Source organism: Sphingomonas japonica (assembly GCF_006346325.1).
In the GTDB taxonomy this organism is placed as follows: Bacteria; Pseudomonadota; Alphaproteobacteria; order Sphingomonadales; family Sphingomonadaceae; genus Sphingomonas; species Sphingomonas japonica.
The window spans coordinates 555,952-571,084 of sequence record NZ_VDYR01000001.1; the positions used below are offsets into that span (position 1 = coordinate 555,952).

At 65.4% G+C, this 15,133-nt stretch carries 20 protein-coding genes; 9 read left to right on the forward strand and 11 right to left on the reverse strand.

What is annotated here, in order from left to right; genetic code table 11:
* Window positions 1–45 precede the first annotated feature (45 nt).
* Window positions 46–432: a dihydroneopterin aldolase gene (locus FHY50_RS02770; RefSeq protein ID WP_244935286.1), complete on the forward strand. Its 387-nt coding sequence runs from the start codon at window positions 46–48 to the stop codon at window positions 430–432.
* Window positions 429–1,175 carry an SDR family oxidoreductase gene (locus FHY50_RS02775; RefSeq protein ID WP_140046857.1) on the forward strand — a complete coding sequence of 249 codons (747 nt, stop codon included), beginning with the start codon at window positions 429–431 and terminating at the stop codon, window positions 1,173–1,175. The genes FHY50_RS02770 and FHY50_RS02775 overlap by 4 nt, the downstream gene beginning before the upstream one ends.
* On the opposite strand, the gene FHY50_RS02780 is transcribed toward FHY50_RS02775, so the two are convergent.
* A complete protein-coding gene (locus tag FHY50_RS02780) occupies window positions 1,165–2,025 on the reverse strand; it encodes a hypothetical protein (protein WP_208402869.1) in 861 nt (286 codons plus the stop codon). The two genes, FHY50_RS02775 and FHY50_RS02780, sit on opposite strands and share 11 nt — an antisense overlap.
* Before the next feature lie 226 nt (window positions 2,026–2,251).
* Here FHY50_RS02780 and FHY50_RS02785 point away from each other — a divergent pair, with 226 nt between their 5' ends.
* The 5 genes from FHY50_RS02785 (at window position 2,252) to FHY50_RS02805 (ending at window position 5,361) form a co-directional block, all read left to right on the forward strand.
* Window positions 2,252–2,926, forward strand: a complete 675-nt coding sequence (locus FHY50_RS02785) for an energy transducer TonB (RefSeq protein WP_140046858.1) — start codon at window positions 2,252–2,254, stop codon at window positions 2,924–2,926.
* 65 nt (window positions 2,927–2,991) lie between these two features.
* Window positions 2,992–3,810, forward strand: a complete 819-nt coding sequence (locus FHY50_RS02790) for a MotA/TolQ/ExbB proton channel family protein (RefSeq protein ID WP_140046859.1) — start codon at window positions 2,992–2,994, stop codon at window positions 3,808–3,810.
* A 103-nt stretch (window positions 3,811–3,913) separates the two neighbouring features.
* Window positions 3,914–4,399, forward strand: a complete 486-nt coding sequence (locus FHY50_RS02795; protein WP_140046860.1) for an ExbD/TolR family protein — start codon at window positions 3,914–3,916, stop codon at window positions 4,397–4,399.
* 28 nt (window positions 4,400–4,427) lie between these two features.
* Window positions 4,428–4,853 (forward strand): ExbD/TolR family protein, encoded by a 426-nt coding sequence (locus FHY50_RS02800; RefSeq protein WP_140046861.1) that lies wholly within the window; start codon window positions 4,428–4,430, stop codon window positions 4,851–4,853.
* Window positions 4,854–4,998: 145 nt separating this feature from the next.
* Window positions 4,999–5,361: a tetratricopeptide repeat protein gene (locus tag FHY50_RS02805; RefSeq protein WP_140046862.1), complete on the forward strand. Its 363-nt coding sequence runs from the start codon at window positions 4,999–5,001 to the stop codon at window positions 5,359–5,361.
* 42 nt (window positions 5,362–5,403) lie between these two features.
* On the opposite strand, the gene dcd is transcribed toward FHY50_RS02805, so the two are convergent.
* Window positions 5,404–5,955: a dCTP deaminase gene (gene dcd / locus FHY50_RS02810; RefSeq protein ID WP_140046863.1), complete on the reverse strand. Its 552-nt coding sequence runs from the start codon at window positions 5,953–5,955 to the stop codon at window positions 5,404–5,406.
* A gap of 106 nt (window positions 5,956–6,061) precedes the next feature.
* Between dcd and FHY50_RS02815 the strand changes: the two genes are divergently transcribed.
* Window positions 6,062–6,421, forward strand: a complete 360-nt coding sequence (locus FHY50_RS02815) for a DUF4440 domain-containing protein (RefSeq protein WP_140046864.1) — start codon at window positions 6,062–6,064, stop codon at window positions 6,419–6,421.
* Window positions 6,422–6,424: 3 nt separating this feature from the next.
* Here FHY50_RS02815 and FHY50_RS02820 read toward each other — a convergent pair whose 3' ends face one another.
* The 3 genes from FHY50_RS02820 to FHY50_RS02830 are packed head-to-tail and all read right to left on the reverse strand — an operon-like array spanning window position 6,425 to window position 8,024.
* Window positions 6,425–6,877, reverse strand: coding sequence for a cytidine deaminase (locus FHY50_RS02820; protein ID WP_140046865.1), 453 nt, complete (start codon window positions 6,875–6,877; stop codon window positions 6,425–6,427).
* Window positions 6,874–7,545: a GH25 family lysozyme gene (locus tag FHY50_RS02825; RefSeq protein WP_140046866.1), complete on the reverse strand. Its 672-nt coding sequence runs from the start codon at window positions 7,543–7,545 to the stop codon at window positions 6,874–6,876. Before FHY50_RS02825 ends, FHY50_RS02820 begins: the two co-directional genes overlap by 4 nt.
* Window positions 7,542–8,024 carry a UPF0262 family protein gene (locus tag FHY50_RS02830; RefSeq protein WP_140046867.1) on the reverse strand — a complete coding sequence of 161 codons (483 nt, stop codon included), beginning with the start codon at window positions 8,022–8,024 and terminating at the stop codon, window positions 7,542–7,544. Before FHY50_RS02830 ends, FHY50_RS02825 begins: the two co-directional genes overlap by 4 nt.
* 93 nt (window positions 8,025–8,117) lie before the next feature.
* On the opposite strand from FHY50_RS02830, the gene FHY50_RS02835 reads away from it, so the two are divergent.
* Complete coding sequence (locus tag FHY50_RS02835; protein ID WP_140046868.1) at window positions 8,118–9,635, forward strand: replicative DNA helicase; 1,518 nt, start codon at window positions 8,118–8,120, stop codon at window positions 9,633–9,635.
* Window positions 9,636–9,650: 15 nt separating this feature from the next.
* On the opposite strand, the gene FHY50_RS02840 is transcribed toward FHY50_RS02835, so the two are convergent.
* The 6 genes from FHY50_RS02840 to astD form a co-directional block, all read right to left on the reverse strand.
* Window positions 9,651–10,418: a phosphoadenylyl-sulfate reductase gene (locus FHY50_RS02840; RefSeq protein WP_140046869.1), complete on the reverse strand. Its 768-nt coding sequence runs from the start codon at window positions 10,416–10,418 to the stop codon at window positions 9,651–9,653.
* Entirely contained in the window at window positions 10,411–10,833 is a 423-nt protein-coding gene (locus FHY50_RS02845) for a DUF934 domain-containing protein (RefSeq protein ID WP_140046870.1), read from the reverse strand. The genes FHY50_RS02840 and FHY50_RS02845 overlap by 8 nt, the downstream gene beginning before the upstream one ends.
* On the reverse strand, window positions 10,826–12,457 hold the full coding sequence (locus tag FHY50_RS02850; protein WP_140046871.1) for a nitrite/sulfite reductase: 1,632 nt from the start codon (window positions 12,455–12,457) through the stop codon (window positions 10,826–10,828). The genes FHY50_RS02845 and FHY50_RS02850 overlap by 8 nt, the downstream gene beginning before the upstream one ends.
* Window positions 12,458–12,475: 18 nt before the next feature.
* On the reverse strand, window positions 12,476–12,772 hold the full coding sequence (locus tag FHY50_RS02855) for a DUF2849 domain-containing protein (protein ID WP_140046872.1): 297 nt from the start codon (window positions 12,770–12,772) through the stop codon (window positions 12,476–12,478).
* Window positions 12,769–13,557 (reverse strand): uroporphyrinogen-III C-methyltransferase, encoded by a 789-nt coding sequence (gene cobA / locus FHY50_RS02860; RefSeq protein ID WP_140046873.1) that lies wholly within the window; start codon window positions 13,555–13,557, stop codon window positions 12,769–12,771. The genes FHY50_RS02855 and cobA overlap by 4 nt, the downstream gene beginning before the upstream one ends.
* Before the next feature lie 129 nt (window positions 13,558–13,686).
* On the reverse strand, window positions 13,687–15,102 hold the full coding sequence (astD, locus tag FHY50_RS02865) for a succinylglutamate-semialdehyde dehydrogenase (protein ID WP_140046874.1): 1,416 nt from the start codon (window positions 15,100–15,102) through the stop codon (window positions 13,687–13,689).
* Between the last annotated feature and the right edge of the window lie 31 nt (window positions 15,103–15,133).

Genomic DNA, 15,133 nt, shown 5'->3' on the forward strand with positions numbered 1-15,133 from the left:
GCGTGACGCAATGCTGAACTTGGGGCCAACCCCTGGAATTCGCGAGTGAGCGCGGCACCCCCGCTTCGCGATACGCTGCTGCTCGAGGTGCGCGACCTGGAGGTGCAGGTCTTGACCGGCGTCTATTCCGAGGAGACGCACCTGCCGCAGCCGCTGCGGATCTCGATCACTGCCGACCTGGACATCCCAGAGCATTTCGATCCGGATACGCCGCTGGATGCGTCGAAATCCTATCTCGACCTCAAGGCGGCGGCGACGGGATTGCCGCGCGGGGTGCATTTCACGCTGATCGAGGCGGTCGCCGAGCACATCGCCGATACCCTGTTCATCGGCGACGATCGCGTCCGGTCGGTCACGGTGCACATCGTCAAGCTGGCGATTGCCGAGCATGGCGAAGCGATCGGCATCACCATGACCCGGCATCGCCGGTGACGCGTCCCGTCGCGCTGGTCACCGGCGGGTGCCGGCGCCTCGGCGCCCATATCGCCGCGCGGCTGGGCGAGGCGGGCTACGACGTCGCCTATCATGGGCGAAGCGCGGCCGTGCCGGATCGCTGGCTCGCGCAGCGGCTGAATGCGGCGGGCGCGCGGCATCACGGCGTCGCCGCCGACCTCGACGATGCCGCCAGCGTCGCGGCGCTGGTCGGCTCGGTCGCGGATCGATTCGAAGCGCCGGTCGATCTGCTGGTGAACAATGCCTCGCGATTCGATGTCGGCGATCCCGGACTGGCATCGATGGCGGCGATGACCCGGCACTTTACCGCTAACGTCGCCGCGCCGGTGATGCTGGCGGAAGCGGTCGCGGCGCAGGGGGTCGAGGCCGCGGTGGTCAACATCCTCGACCAGCGAATCGCGCATCCGCCGCGCGACCAGCTCGCCTATACCTTGTCGAAACAGGCGTTGGCCGAGGCGACCCGGACGCTCGCGACCAGCCTGGCCCCTCGGGTGCGCGTCAACGGTGTGGCGCCGGGGCTGACGCTGCCGACCGGGGATTACGCGGCGGCACAGCTTGCCCGGCTGGCCGAGACGATGCCGCTTCGGCGGTTGCCCGATCCCGACGATGTGGCCGACGCGGTGCTGTTCCTTGCCCGTGCGCGCAGCACGACAGGGCAGATCATTTTCGTCGATGGCGGCGCCGGGCTGACCCGGTTCGACCGCGACTTCGTCAATATGTAGCGGTTGCCCCGCGGCCGGGGCAGGGGCCGAGCGCGCGCCGGACGAACTGATAATCCTCGCGCGCCAGCATCGCCGCATCGGGCTCGGTCGACTGCAGCGCGGTTTCGGGCAGCGCATCGGGAAGGCCGCATGCCAGCCGATACCAGAGCAAGGTGTCGCGGCGCGGCGGTTCGGCCGAATCATCGACGATCTCCCCCAGCGCCACGCCCCAGCGCGGGGCTTGGCCGGGGCGGCGCAGGATCGACAGCGACACCGGGTCGTTGCGCGCGGTGGTCAAGAAAATCTGCGTCTCGCCTTCACCGGGAAGCGTGCCGGGGACGTGGAAGGCGTTGCCGATCCCGGTGATTTGCGGCGGCGCGTCGGGCGCGACGACTTCGCGGGCGATCGCGCGGACCTGGGCGTCGAGCTCGGGCGACCAGGGTTGCTGGGCGTCGAGCGAGACGAGCTGGACCTGCGCCGGCCGTCCCGCGACGGGACGCGCGAACGCGATCATGCGCAGCCCCTTGAGCCGCGGCGCGCGCCCCCGCGCATCGAGTGGAACATCAACGAGATAGCCGACGCGCGGCGGCAGTCCGCCGGTGCCGCGCACCAGACCCAGGACATCGACCTCGACATAATAGCGCTCGCGCCCGGGCGCGACGCCCAACGCCTCGGCGCCGCGGATGCGCGCGGCGCTGCGGATTGCGCCGTCGATCACGAGCGGCGCCTGCAGCACCAGGTCGGCAATCGTGACGTAATCAAGGCGCGGATCGTTCCGGATCGCCGCGAGTTGCGGATTTTGGGACGGAATTGCGGTGGGCGGCACAGGCGCCGACAGCGCGATCGCCAGGGATATGGTTACCAGGGACATGGTGCAGGCGATACGCGATCAGCGCTTTGTGATACAGAAATAAATCTGCCACGCAGCGACTGTACGTTTATTGCGTTCGACAAAGCGTTTGCGTCATCCCTAACGCCACGATAGAAACGCGCGCTCTGCCTTAAGAACGCGATTGCGATGGGTGGAAAGGATGGCGAACGTGCCTTGTTTCGGGCGCAATGCTGCCCTTGTCGGGATAGAGGAGTTTCGTTGCTGAATGGCTTATGCTGACCAAAAAGCGGGACCTGCCCGAATCGTAGCGTTGGTGATCGTGGCGTTGATCCACGCCGTCATCGGCTATGCATTCATCACGGGACTCGCGTACAAATATGTGAAGGAAGTCCAGGAGAATCTGGAGACCTTCGAAGTCGAGGAGCCACCGCCCCCGCCCGAGGAGGAGCCGCCGCCCCCGCCGCCCGAAGAGGTCGCGACGCAGCCGCCGCCGGTGGTGACGCCGCCGCCGATCGTGCGGACGAACACGCCGCCGCCGGTGCAGATCCAGGCGGTTCGGACGCCGCCAGCGGTCTATAATCCCGTGCCGATCGCAGCGCCTCCCGCGCCTCCGGCTCCGGTCGCGCCGCCAGCGCCGAAGGCTGTGGTCAGCAAGGCTGCACGGGCCAAGGGCAATCTGGGCCGGTTCTTTGGTGCCGATAACTATCCTGCTTCGGCAATTCGTGCCGAAGCAGAGGGTCGGGCCACTTTCCGGATCGGAATCGGCACCAATGGCCGCGTGACGTCGTGTGAGATTACGGGCAGTACCGGCAACTCGGCGCTCGACGATGCAACGTGCAGAGGCGCCCGTCGAGCGACCTTCGAGCCCGCACAGGATCAAGCGGGTAATCCGATTGCTTCTACTCTAACGCAGAGCATCACTTGGCAGCTCGAACGCTGATTGCTTTTGAGGGCGGGCGCTCCGGCACCCGCCCGCCCCCATCTCTTTGAAGGAAAGATTCGACTATGCTGACCACCATCTTTGCCGCCGGGGCTGCGCCCGTGAGCGAGAATCCGTACGGTTTCTGGGAAGCGCTGCAACAAGGCGGCGTCATTGCCTGGACTGTGTTCATCATCCTCGCCGGCATGTCGGTGATCTCGTTCTACATCATGTTCACCAAGCTGTTCGAGCAGCAGAAGATCATGAACCAGTCCAAGCGCGTGCGCACCGACTTCTGGAAGTCGAACAGCCTGCGCGAGGGCGCGGCCAAGCTCGAGAAGAACTCGGCCTATCGCCAGATCGTCGACGACGGCATCGACGCGCAGGAGCAGCACCAGAAGCTGACCGATCCGGTCGAGGCACATGACTGGCTGCATGGTTCGCTGGCGCGTTCGGAAGCAGCGATCAACTCGAAGCTGGGCGGCGGGCTCGCTTTCCTCGCAACCGTGGGTGCTACCGCACCATTCATCGGTCTGTTCGGTACGGTGATCGGCATCTACCGCGCACTCATCAAGATCGGTTCGGCCGGCCAGGCGTCGATCGACGCGGTCGCAGGTCCGGTCGGTGAGGCACTGATCATGACCGCGCTCGGTCTGGCGGTCGCGGTTCCCGCGGTGCTCGCGTACAACTGGCTGCAGCGCCGCAACAAGGCGATCGCCGAGGATATGAGCGCGTTTTCGAACGATGTGCTCGGCTTTCTCGCGTCGAACGGTGCGGTGCGCCCGATGGTGGGCAAGACCGCCGCGGCGACCAAGCCGGCGACCCCCGTCGCCAAGCCCGCGGTTGCAGGTGCGGCCGGGACGGCGACCGTCGGCCAGACCGGCGGCGTGCAGACGCGCAGCTGATTGATTGGGGGCGGCATCCCGCGGGATGCCGCCTTCCGATCCGCCGGCAGCGTCCAGGCGACGTTCGGCGGCGGGTCATGAGTAAAGGATAGGATAGCGCGCAATGGCGATGAGCGTTGGTGGAGATTCCACCGAAGAAAAGCCGATGTCGGACATCAACACGACGCCCCTGGTGGACGTCATGCTGGTGCTTCTCATCATCTTCCTGATCGCGATCCCGGTCGTGGTCCAGTCGGTCGAGGTCGAACTGCCCGAAGTGCTGTTCGAACCAACCACCACCAAGCCCGAAAATGTGTCGCTGTCGATCCGCGGCAATGCCAGCGGATGCGAGGTATTCTGGGGCATGACCCAGGTCGGCGCGGGCGAACTGCTCGAGCGCGGCGTGACCAAGCTCAAGGCGGACATCGAGCGCCAGGGCGGCATCGGCAACCCCAACCTCGAACTTCCCGAAGTCCACATTCGCGGCGACGTCAACACGCCGTATCGCTGCATCGGCGGGACGATCTACACCATGCAGTCGGCGGGCTATGCCAAGGTCGGGTTCATTTCCGAACCGGCGCCGGGCAGCACCGTGACCAAGCGCCTGTAAGTGGCCGGACGGCCAAGGAGTATTTGATATGGCTATGAGCGGCGGCAACGACGACGGCGAGCCGATGATGGAGATGAACACGACGCCGTTGATCGACGTCATGCTAGTGCTCCTCATCATGTTCATCATCACCATCCCGATCCAGACCCATGCGGTGAAGGTCGATCTTCCGCAGGATTCGAACCAGCCGCTGACCGATGTCGATCCGGTCAAGAACAAGGTGACGATCGATGCGCAGGGCAATATCGGCTGGAACGGCAGCCCGGTGAACGAGGTGGTTCTGGCGCAGTATCTCGACCAGACGCTGCAGCTGCCGACCGAGCCGGAACTGCATTTCCAGCCCGACCGCGACGCGCGGTACGAGACGGTCGATCAGGTGCTCGCGATCATCAAGCGTGCGAACATCACCAAGCTCGGCTTCATCGGCAACGAACAGTATCGCAACGACTTCTGACGCCTGCGATATCGATGGTCAGGAAAGGGCGGCGCGAGCCGCCCTTTTTTTGCGCCTGCAGCATGCCGACTTTGCACTTGTCGAGGTTTCATAAAAGTGACACACCTGTGTCATCAAACTGTAACTTTGCCAATTGGAGGGGACGATGCTGCAAGCTCTCAAGGTCGTGATGGCGGTCGCCGCCGTGGCCGCGCCACTGGGCGCCGTCGCCGGCCAGGATCGCAACCGCTTCGGACATGACGCGATTGAGGCAGGGCGCTACGACGAGGCCGAGGCGATGCTGCGTGCCGATCTGGCGATCAATCCCGACATGCCCGAAGCGCTTATCAATCTGGCGGCGATCTACGCCCGCACCAACCGTGGAGACGCAGCGCAGGCACTGTACGCGCGGGTCCTTGCGACCGACAATGTATCGATGCTGCTGACGCCGACCACGGCACTTGATTCGCACGCCATTGCCCAACGCGGAATGCGCAAGCTGGAGACCGCACGAATGGCGGCGCGATAAGCACGTGTAGTCCGTCGGTGGCCAATTGCAGGCGGCGGCGCGCTACAGGCGCGGCAGCGTCACCCCGCGCTGGCCCATATATTTGCCCGCCCGGTCGGCATAGCTCGTCTCGCACGGGCGATCGCCCTTGAGAAACAGGAACTGGCACGCGCCTTCATTGGCGTAGATCTTGGCGGGCAGCGGTGTGGTGTTGGAAAACTCCAGCGTCACATGGCCTTCCCATTCGGGTTCGAGCGGGGTCACGTTGACGATGATCCCGCAGCGCGCATAGGTCGATTTGCCGAGGCAGATGACGAGCACATCGCGCGGTACGCGGAAATATTCGACCGTCCGCGCCAGTGCGAAGCTGTTGGGCGGAATGATGCAGCAGTCGGTCTTGCGATCGACAAAGCTGTTGGCGGCGAAATCCTTGGGATCGACCACCGCCGAATCGACATTGGTGAAAATCTTGAACTCGTCGGCGACGCGCGCGTCATAGCCGTAAGAGGACAAGCCATAGCTGATACAGCCTTCGCGGCGCTGAGCCTCGACGAACGGCTCGATCATGCCGGTGGTGGTGGCGGCTTCGCGAATCCAGGCGTCGGACAGAATCATGGCATCCCCTTTCGCCGTGTTGTCGCGATTGCGGCGCAGCTCGGCAAGCGGAACCGCGCCGCTCCTCCAAACGCTTGAACGCGTGGTACAAATCGAGAGGACCACCATGGACGACGACCGCATCCGCGAATTCGAAACCAGCCTGTGGACCGGGGATGCAGAGCAGTATCGCCGTCTGATCGACGACTCCTGCGTGATGGTGCTGCCGGCCGAGCCGTACATCTTCTCCGCATCGGCGGCGATCGCTGCGGTGTCGGAAACGCCGCGCTGGGACAGCGTCGATCTTGCCGACCTCCAGATCGCGCGGCCGCAGGAAGGGGTCATTGCGATCGCCTATCATGCCACGGCACGTCGGGGCGAGGAGCGCTACAGCGCGCACTGCACCTCGGTCCTGCGCCGCTGCGAACATGAAGTGTGGCGGGTGATCCAGCACCAGCAGACGCCGCCGATCACGTCCCAGGGGTAGGGGTCAGCCGATTCCGAGATCCGCAGGGCCGAAAGCGTGCGGAAGCAGGTCGCTGAGGCGGTGGAACTCGACCGCATCGCCCTCGGCCGCGCCGCAGATAACGGTGATATCGCGGCCGCCGATCTGCGCTGCTTCGTTGAGGACCTGGCGGCAGCGGCCGCACGGGCGGACGGGGGCGTGGCCAACCGCTCGGCCATGCTCGCCCATCGCCCCGCCGATGACGCCGATCGCGACAACGTCGGCGATCCGGCCGCTGGCGCTGGCGGTGGCGATCGCGACCGTTTCGGCGCACAGCGACAGGCCGTAGCTGGCGTTTTCGACATTGGCGCCGGTGACGAGACTGCCGTCGGTCAGCAGCAACGCCGCGCCGACCGCGAACCGGGAATAGGGGGCATGCGCGTTGCCCGCCGCGCCGCGCGCCGCATCGATCAGCATGCGTGCCGTCGCATCGTTCATCGTGGCACCACGTTCCATTCCACCCGTCCGTCCACCCCGTCCACCGCGGCAAGGTCGCTCGCCTGCCACATCCGCCACGGCTGCGCGAGATAGGCGGGCGCGAAGAAGCGCCGCACGCCCCATATGTTGCGCGGGATCGACGCGCTCGGGCGATAGATGGCCTCGAACGGCTTGTCGATCTTCAGCAGCACGGGCTTGCCGGTATGGCGCTCGACCGTCGCGATCAATGCAACCAGACCCGCGATCACGCCGCGCACCGGCGGGCGGGCAGCGCAGTCGGACCGGATCGAAAGCTCGATCGCAGCAGGCAGTGCGTCGTCGGTACGCGGCACGGTGGCGACGAACTGGTCGGCCTGATCCTGCGCCGGCGCGCACAGCGAATAGCGCAGGATCGCTCCGCGGCGGATCTCGGCCTGGTGCATCGCCATCCAGTGGCCGGCAAATGCGGCGTCTCGTACTTCGGCACCATCGGTTGCCAGCGCATAGGCGAAATCGACGCCATCGGCCTTTGCACGCGGCCAGTCGATTGCCTCATTCTGTGCGCTGATCGACATTCCCTGCAGCGGATAGGCGTCTATCGGTGGCCGCCAGTTGCGCGCGAGGATCGACACGCCCAGGACGACGATGCCGATGCCGAGAAGCCAGCCGATGAGCGCGGCGATCCTCATCCCTTGATATGCAGGACGCAGATCAGCGTGAACAGCCGCCGCGCCGTGTCGAAATCGATCGCGATCTTGCCGTCCAGCCGTTCCTTGAGCAGTTCCGCAGCTTCGTTGTGGATGCCGCGGCGCGCCATGTCGATCGTTTCAATCTGCGCCGGCGTCGCGTTGCGTATGGCCTGGTAATAGCTGTCGCAAATCGCGAAATAGTCCTTGATAGGCCGCCGGAAGCGGCCAAGCGCCAGCACTAGCGTTTCGAGCGGGGTGCCATCTGCGCGCGCGATGTCGAGCGCCAGCCGGCCTTCCTCGACGCGCAGCGCCAGCTTGTACGGTCCGGCATAGCCGTCGGGATGGGTTCGCTGCGGCTCGAAATAATTGCCTTCGAGCAGGTCGAAGATCGCGATTCGGCGTTCCTGCTCGATATCGGCGCTGCGCCACAGGATCGTGCGTTCGTCCAGCGTGACGTCGATGATGCGCGGATCGGCCATGGTCGGGGGACGCTTACCCGAAACCCGCGGTCGATCAACACGATCCACAAGCGCTCGGCATTGATGGTCCGCTTGATGGGGGTAAGAGGGGGGATGGCCACCGCTTTCCTGTCTCCGCCCGCCACGCCCGAAATCGTGCGCCTGCCGCAGAATATCGAGGCGGAGGCGGCATTGCTCGGCGCGATGATGATCGACAACCGAGTCGCCGACGACGTCATCGATTCGCTCAAGGCCGAGCATTTCCACGAGCCGGTCCACGCCCGCATCTTCGACGCGATCGTGCGATTGCGGCGCGAGGACCTGATCGCCAGCCCGGTGACGCTGCGCCCGATGTTCGATGGCGATCCGGGGATGAAGGAACTGGGTGGGCCGGGCTATCTGGCGCAATTGACGGGATCGGGCGCCGGACTGATCGGGGCCAAGCAATTCGCGCGGCAGATCTACGACCTGGCGATGCTGCGCACCTTGATCGAGGTCGGCCGCGGGCTGGTCGAACGCGCGATGGATACCTCGGAAGCCGTCGATCCCGTGTCGCAGATCGAGGATGCGGAGAAGGCGCTGTTCGACGTGGCCGGCGACGGCAACTCGACCAAGACCGTCAAGTCGTTCGCCGAGGCGGCGACGGCGTCGGTGGCGATGGCCGAACGGGCGCTCAATTCGGGCGGGCATCTGTCGGGCGTCACCACCGGGCTCGACAGCATCAACGCCAAGATCGGCGGGATGCATCACAGCGATCTGATGATCCTCGCCGGACGTCCGGGCATGGGCAAGACGTCGCTTGCCACCAACATCGCCTTCAACGCGGCGCAGCGGTGGATGGACGACATGACCGCCGGGATCGCGCCCGAAAAGTCGGTGGGCGCCAAGACTGCCTTCTTCAGCCTGGAAATGTCGGCGGATCAGCTGGCCACGCGCATCCTGGCCGAACAGTCGCGGATCAGTTCGGAAGCGCTGCGCATGGGAAAGATCAGCCGCGCCGAGTTTCGCCAGCTGGCCGACGCAGCCACGGACCTCCAAAACCTGCCGCTGTTCATCGACGATACCGCCGGTCTGACGATCGCGGCGCTGCACACCCGCGTGCGGCGGTTGAAGCGCAACCTGAAGGACCAGCTCGGGCTGGTGGTGGTGGATTATCTTCAGCTGCTGCAGGGCTCGGCAAAGGCTTCGGGCGACGGGCGCGTCCAGGAGATCTCGGAAATCTCGCGCGGATTGAAGACGCTGGCCAAGGACATGAACGTGCCGGTGCTGGCGCTGTCACAGCTCAGCCGCGCGGTCGAACAGCGCGAGGACAAGCGCCCACAGCTGTCGGACCTTCGCGAATCGGGTTCGATCGAGCAGGACGCCGACATCGTCATGTTCGTCTATCGCGAGGACTATTACGTCGCCGCCAAGGAGCCCAAGCGCCCCAAGGAAGGCGACGACGCGCGCATCTTCGAGGACCATGCCAAGTGGCATATGGAAATGGAGCGCGTGTTCGGCCTTGCCGAGCTGATCGTAGCGAAGCAGCGCCACGGTGCGACCGGCAAGGTGATCCTCAAGTTCGAGCCGACCATCACCCGTTTCAGCGACTATGTCGGCGAGGGGTATGCGGTCGGCGACTATGGCAGCTGATCGAGACCTGACGGATCAGAAGCTGGGCTGGTCGGGATCACCATCATCGGGCACGGTGTGGATGCCGCATTCGGTCTTGTCCCACCCCGCCCAACGTCCCGAACGCGGGTCTTCGCCCGGCCTGACCTTGCTGGTGCATGGCGCACAGCCGATCGAAGGATAGCCCTCGGCCTCCAGTGGATGCCGAGGCAGATCGTGCTCGGTGAAATAGGCGTCGATCGCCGCCTTGTCCCACCCGATCAACGGATTGAACTTGAGCCTGTCGCCATCGAGTTCGAACCGCGGCAGCGCTGCCCGCGTTTCGGCCTGGAACGCCTTGCGGCCGGTGATGCTCGCGTCGAATCCGGCCAGCGCAGTTTCCAGCGGAAGCACCTTGCGGATTTCGCAGCATCCGTCGGGGTCGAACGACCAGCGCAACCCATTGCCATCCTTGCGCGCCAGCATGTCCGCATCGGGCGTCAGGTTACGCAGGTCGCGCAGTCCCAGCCGTGTTTCCAGCGCGTCGCGATAGGCCAGCGTTTCCGCAAAATGCTTTCCGGTTTCCAGAAACAATACAGGGATTTGGCGATCGATGCTCGCAACCAGATGCAGCAGAACCGCGGACTCCGTGCCGAACGAAGACACCACTGCGACGTCGCCCAGCATCGCTTCACCAAGCACGGTGCGCAGCATCTCGGCTGTGTCGGTTCCCCGGAACATATTGTTCAGCCGGTGCGCGTCGGCACTCGTCCAGCGCGGGGCGAGATCGATGCGGTCGATGCGGCGGAGCGCTGCTTCAGCCATGCCGCAGCCTCCACACCGGCACCGCATCGTCGGCCGCGGCCTGATAGACGTGGCCATAGCGTTCGACCGCCCGCGCCACCGCGTCCAGGTCGAGCGGAGACGCCGGCGCGAAGCTGTCGAATCCGCAGCGACGCATTAGCGGGATCTGGTCGACCAGAACATCGCCCTCGGCGCGCAGTTCGCCGGTATATCCTGCCTCGCGAAGCACCCGCGCCGCCGAATAGCCGCGTCCGTCGCGGAACGCGGGAAAGCTGACTTCGATCAGCGCCAGCCGATCGAGATACGGGATCAGCGCGCGCGCGTCCTCGCCGGCCTCGATCCGCACTGCGGTCGCATTCGATTGATCGAGAAACGCGTCGAGCGTCACCGCCGGCTCGTCGTGCGGGGGATGGTCGCGAAAGTTCAACTCAACCATAGAGCACCGCCTTGAACGGCTCCATGCCGACGCGGCGATAGGTGTCGACGAAGCGTTCGCCGTCCTCGCGCAGCGAGAGATAGCAGTCGGTAACTTTCTCGACCGCATCGACCACGCCGTCTTCGTCGAACCCGGGGCCCGTGATCTTGGCGAGCGACACGTCCTCCGCCCCCGATCCGCCGAGCGACAGCTGGTAGTTTTCGGTGCCTTTCTTGTCGACGCCGAGAATGCCGATGTGCCCCGCATGATGGTGTCCGCAGGCGTTGATGCAGCCGGAAATCTTGAGCTTGAGTTCGCCGAGTTCGCGCTGTCGACCAAGATCGGCGAAGCGCGTCGCGATCTTCTGCGCGACGGGGATCGAGCGCGCATTGGCGAGGCTGCAATAATCGAGCCCCGGGCAGGCGATGATGTCGCTGATCAGGTCCAGATTGGCCTCCGCCAGTCCGGCGTCGCTCAGCGCGCTCCACACCGCATGGAGATCGCTCTTGCAAACATGCGGCAATACGATGTTCTGCGCATGCGTGACCCGGCATTCGTCGAAGCTGTAGCGCTCGGCGAGGTCCGCCATGACGTCGATCTGCTCGGCGGTGGCGTCGCCTGGAATGCCGCCGACGGGCTTGAGACTGATCGTCGCCACCGCATAGCCCGGGACCTTGTGCGCCGACACATTCTGGTCGAGCCAGACGGCGAAGTCAGGATCGCTGCGGTCGAGCACGTCGCTCGCGCTCACGTCGAACGGCGGCGGGGCAAAGAACGCGGCGATGCGGTCGAACTCGGCCTGCGGCGGATCGATGCCGAGCGCTTTCACCTGGGTGAACTCCGCTTCAACCTGATCGCGATAGGCGTCGGCGCCGATTTCGTGGATCAGGATCTTGATCCGCGCCTTGTAGATATTGTCGCGGCGGCCGTGGCGATTGTAGACGCGCAGGCATGCCTCAAGATAACTCAGCAAATCAGCAAGCGGCACGAAGTCCCTGATCTCAGGAGCAATCATCGGCGTACGGCCCATTCCGCCACCGACGAAGATCCGCGCACCGTGCTCGCCATCGCGATCGACGATCTCGATGCCGATATCATGCAGTCGCATCGCCGCGCGATCCTGAGCGGACGCGATCACCGCGATCTTGAACTTGCGCGGCAAATAGCTGAATTCAGGATGGAAACTGCTCCACTGGCGCAGCAGCTCGGCCCAGGGACGCGGATCGGTGACCTCGTCGGCGGCGGCGCCGGCGAACTGGTCGCTCGAGATATTGCGGATGCAATTGCCCGATGTCTGGATGGCATGCATCTCGACCGTCGCCAGCTCGGCAAGAATGTCCGGCGCGTCTTCCAGCTTGATCCAGTTATACTGGATGTTCTGCCGCGTGGTGAAATGCCCGTATCCACGATCGTATTTGCGCGCGATGTGGCCCAGCATCCGCATCTGACGGCTGTCGAGCGTACCATATGGCACGGCGACGCGGAGCATGTACGCATGCAGCTGCAGATACAGCCCGTTCATCAGCCGCAGGGGCTTGAACTGGTCCTCGGAAAGCGCGCCCGACAGGCGGCGCTCGACCTGATCGCGAAACTCGGCGACGCGAGTGTCGACGATCGACTGGTCATACTGGTCGTACTTATACATGCGGTGGTCCCGAAATCATCATATCACCCAGCTTCCGGCAGCGGGATCGGCGGGCTTGAGCGTCAGATCGATCCGCACCGTCGGCCCGAGCGCGCGGACGCGGTCCTTGATATGCGCAGGGCGAGGTCCCTCGGGCGTCGCCACCGCGTCGATCACGTACGGCACGTTGACGCGCCGCGCCGCTTCCTCTTCGCGCGCAATGCGCTCGCCATTCTCGCCGACGTCGAAGGCGTCCTCGACATGGCGAGACCAGCGGGCGCCGGTCCACCACACGACGTCACCCGATCGCAGGTCGTTCCCGGTCAGGATCTTCACGCCAGGTTCTCCGCGACCTGCGCCCACGCCACCAGTCTGTCCTCTGCATCCGACAGCAGGACGACTTCGCCGACGACGATGATCGCCGGGCTCGCGACCGCCTCGCGTTCGACCATCGGCCCGAGATCGGCGAGCAGCGTACGCATCGCCCGCGCGCCAGCGAGCGTGCCGCGTTCGAGCACCGCCGCCGGCATGTCCGGCGCAACCCCGTCGAGCATCAGCTTTTCGGCGATTTCGGATGCGGTGGCGACGCCCATATAGATCACCAGCGTGCGGCCGACCCCGGCCAGCCCCGACCAGTCCTGATCGCTCAAGCCCTTGCACTGGCCGGCGACGAAGCTGACCGCCGACGACCAGTCGCGGTGCGTCAGCGGCAGCATCGCTTCGGCCGCGCAGCCCAAGGCCGCGGACACACCGGGGATGACTTCGACCGGAAGGCCGGCCGCGCGCACCGCCTCGACTTCCTCGCCGCCGCGCCCGAACACGAACGGATCGCCGCCCTTCAGGCGCACGACGATCGATCCGGTGCGGACGTGCGCGACGATCAACGCGTTGATCGCATCCTGCGGCAGCGTGTGGCGCGCCCGCTGCTTGGCGACCGAAATCCGCTGAGCATGCGCGGGCGCGAGATCGAGCACGCGGGGGTCGATCAGGCCGTCATGCACGACGACATCGGCCATCTCCAGCGCGGCGACCGCGTGTACCGTCAGCAAGCCGGGATCGCCCGGGCCTGCCCCGACAAGGATGACGCGGCCGCGTGCCGCCGGATCGAGAAGCGTAGCCATGCCAGCGAAAATGCGGACGGGGCGGTGCGACTACAACCGGGCTTTGCTTGTCGCGCCGCTAGAGAAACTATGCTTCTGCGATCGCCGCGGCGAAATCGGAACGTGCCGTGTCGCCTGGCGCGGAGAGGGTCAGCCTTCCTTCAAGCCGATGCCGATCGACGCACGGCTCGATTCCGCTTCGCTCGACACCACCGGATAGGCGCAGTAATCCGCGGCGTAATAGGCACTCGGGCGATGGTTGCCCGACCAGCCGACCCCGCCGAACGGGGCGCCCGACGATGCGCCGTTGGTCGGCTTGTTCCAGTTGACGATCCCGGCGCGGATGTTCGCCCAGAAGCGGTCATACAATTTGGGGTCCTGGCTGACGAGCGAGGCGGAAAGGCCGTAGCGGGTGTTGTTCGCCTGCGCGACGGCAGCGTCGAAATCGGTGGCGCGGAAGATTTGAAGGATCGGGCCGAACAATTCGGTATCGGGGCTGTCGCTGGCGTCGGTCATGTCGATCAGCGCCGGGGTCAGGAACGGGCGGCCGTCGATCGGACGCTGCAGATGCCGGATCGCGCGCCCGCCATTGGTCAGCAGCGTCAGGAAGCTCTCGGTAAGCCCATCGGCGGCGTCGTTGTCGATCACGGGTCCCATGAACGGAGTGGGGTCCGCGTGGGGCTCGCCGATGATCAGGCGATCGACCAGCTTGGTAACCTCGCCGACCAGCGGTTCGTAGAGGCGCTGATCGACGATCAGGCGGCGTGCGGCGGTGCAGCGCTGCCCGGCGGTGGTAAAGGCGGACTGGATGATGAGGACCGCCGCCGAATAGAGATCGGGCGTGTCCCAGACGATGATCGGATTGTTGCCGCCCATTTCCAGCGCCAGGATCTTTTCGGGATGCTCGGCGAACTGGCGGTTGAGCGCGATGCCGGTGCGCGCCGAGCCGGTGAACAGCAACCCGTCGATATCGGCATGTCCAGCCAGCGCGCGACCTTGATCCGGACCGCCGATCAGCAGGCGGATGCAGTTGGCGGGGACGCCGGCGTCGCGAAAGCACTGCACCAGCATCTCGCCGGTGGCGGGGGTCTTTTCCGACGGCTTGAACACCACCGCATTGCCGGCGAGCAGGGCAGGGACGATGTGCCCGTTGGGCAGGTGCGCCGGGAAATTATACGGTCCCAGCACCGCCAGCACGCCGTGCGGCTTGTGCCGCAGCGCCATGCGCGCACCCATCGGCGCGTCGAGGCGGCGCTGGCCGGTGCGCTCGGAATAGGCGCGCACCGAAATATCCACCTTGGCGATGACGCTGTCGACTTCGGTGCGCGCTTCCCACACGGGCTTGCCGGTTTCGCGCGCGATCAGGTCGGCGAACGCCTCGGCCTTGGCACGTACGACGTTGGCGAAGCGGCGCATCGTCTCGATGCGATAGGCGAGCGGGCGCGCGGCCCATTCGGACCATCCGGCTCGCGCCGCAGCGACCTCCTCGCCCGCATCCCCCGACATTTGCCGCCACAGGATCGCGCCGGTGGCGGGCTCGGTCGAAATCAGTTCCTGTACGGCCATTGTCGCTTTCTTGTTGCGGCCCAATCCCTCA